Origin of the sequence: Streptomyces sp. NPDC006265, assembly GCF_040613555.1 — a bacterium.
In the GTDB taxonomy this organism is placed as follows: Bacteria; Actinomycetota; Actinomycetes; order Streptomycetales; family Streptomycetaceae; genus Streptomyces.
The window spans coordinates 1-1,684 of the sequence record NZ_JBEXSH010001319.1; the positions used below are offsets into that span (position 1 = coordinate 1).

Annotated in this window: 3 protein-coding genes; all 3 read right to left on the reverse strand. The window is 73.2% G+C overall.

Going from position 1 to position 1,684, the window contains the following annotated elements:
* Positions 1-117 precede the first annotated feature (117 nt).
* Positions 118-804 (reverse strand): ABC transporter ATP-binding protein, encoded by a 687-nt coding sequence (locus ABZ281_RS48370; protein ID WP_356665109.1) that lies wholly within the window; start codon positions 802-804, stop codon positions 118-120.
* The gene (locus tag ABZ281_RS48375; protein WP_142163917.1) at positions 801-1,334 is read right to left on the reverse strand and encodes a PadR family transcriptional regulator; all 534 of its coding nucleotides are present in this window, start codon (positions 1,332-1,334) and stop codon (positions 801-803) included. The genes ABZ281_RS48370 and ABZ281_RS48375 overlap by 4 nt, the downstream gene beginning before the upstream one ends.
* 79 nt (positions 1,335-1,413) lie before the next feature.
* Positions 1,414-1,684: discoidin domain-containing protein (locus ABZ281_RS48380; RefSeq protein ID WP_356665111.1), on the reverse strand; the 271-nt coding region annotated here is incomplete at its 5' end.

A 1,684-nucleotide genomic window follows, 5' to 3' on the forward strand; every position in this document is an offset into this window, starting at 1 on the left:
GTGCGAAGCCGGTCGCGAGCGCAGCGCCCGTCGCCGTGAGGGTCACCCGCCACCACTCGCCGCGGTCGGAACCCCGGGTGAGCTCCCAGGCGAGGCGCAGATCGGCCCGGAGGGACGTCATGCCGTCACCCCCAGCGTCGCCACGGCCCCGTCCCGCAGCCGGACTTCGCGGTCCGCGTACGCCGCCACCTGGGCGTCGTGCGTGATCAGCAGGACGGCGGTGCCCGCCTCGCGGGCCGTGTGGATCAGGGCCGTCATGACCTGCTCACCCGCCAGCGAGTCCAGGGCGCCCGTCGGCTCGTCGGCGAAGACCACCCTCGGTCCGGTGACCAGGGCCCGGGCCAGCGCGGCCCGTTGCGCCTGGCCGCCGCTCAGCTCGCCCGGCCGCAGGTCCTCCTGGCCCCGCACGCCGAACCGCTCCAGCCACTGACCGGCCCGGTCCCGGGCACCGGCCCGGTCGGTGCCGGCCAGCAGCAGGGGCAGGGCGACGTTGTCCAGGACCGTGAGTTCGGGGATCAGCTGCCCGAACTGGAACACCACGCCGAACTCGGTGCGCCGCAGCTCGCTCAGCCGCTTCTCGGGCAGTTCCTCCAGCCGCCGGCCGTCGTACGTCACCGAGCCCGCGTCCGGGCGGACGATGCCGGCCAGGCAGTGCAGCAGCGTCGACTTCCCGCTGCCGCTCGCGCCGGTCACGGCGAGGATCTCGCCGGCGTGCAGCTCGACCGACGCGTCGTGCAGGGCCGTCGTCCGGCCGTGCGCCTTGGTGACGCCGCCGGCCGTGAGAAGGGGCACGGGTCTGCTCATGTCGCGTCGACCTCCGCGGTCAGGGTGGTGAGCCGGGCCGCCGTGGTGTTCATCCAGCGGAGATCGGCGTCGAGGTGGTTGAGGGCGTAGTCCGCCGAGAGCACGGTCGCGAGATCGGCTCCCTTGGCGGCCTTGACCGCCGTGAGCTCCCGCATCCGCTGCATGTGCGCCGCGCGCTGGGCGCTCAGGTAGCCGTCCGGGTCGCCGCCCGAGAGGATCGCGACCACGACCTTGGCGAAGATCTCGTTCGCCACGAAGGGCGCGGGCGGCGCGATCTCCCCGGCCCAGCGGGCCAGCTCGTGCGTCCCCTCGTCCGTCGCCCGGTACGTCGTGCGCTCCGGGCCGCCGTCCGAGTCGGTGCCGTCGACCTCGGCGAGGCCGTCCCGCACGAGACGCTGCAGGGTCGTGTAGACCTGCCCGTAGGCCAGCGGGCGGGCCTGCGGGAAGCGTTCGTCGTGGCGTCGCTTGAGGTCGTAGCCATGGCTCGGACCTGTCGCGAGCAGGCCCAGCAGGATGTGGCGGGTGCTCATGCGGATCATTATGTACTGAGTACATGTACTGAGTGAATAGTCTCCGGTGAAGAAGTCCTCCGCCCTGCCTGGAAGGTGTTCAGTCCGAGACGGCGTACGCCTCCGCCGACCACAGCGAATACCCGTACGGGGTGGCCCGCTTGTCGCCCTGGACGCGCACGAAACGCACGTCCCGTTCGTCCATGGGGACGCTCTCCCGGCCGCCCCGGCTGTCCCGGACGGCGGCGGCGGTGCGCCAGCGGCGGCCGTCCGGGGAGACCTGGACGCGGTAGGCCGAGGGATGGGCGTCCTGCCAGTGCAGAGCGACCCGGCCGAGCCGTGCCGGGCGGGCCAGCTCCACCTGCCACCAG

What these genes read in the sequence shown, in the direction of transcription:
- ABZ281_RS48370 (WP_356665109.1), bottom strand. Translation starts at nt 804, where the DNA reads ATGAGCAGACCCGTGCCCCTTCTCACGGCCGGCGGCGTCACCAAGGCG.
- ABZ281_RS48375 (WP_142163917.1), bottom strand. Translation starts at nt 1,334, where the DNA reads ATGAGCACCCGCCACATCCTGCTGGGCCTGCTCGCGACAGGTCCGAGC.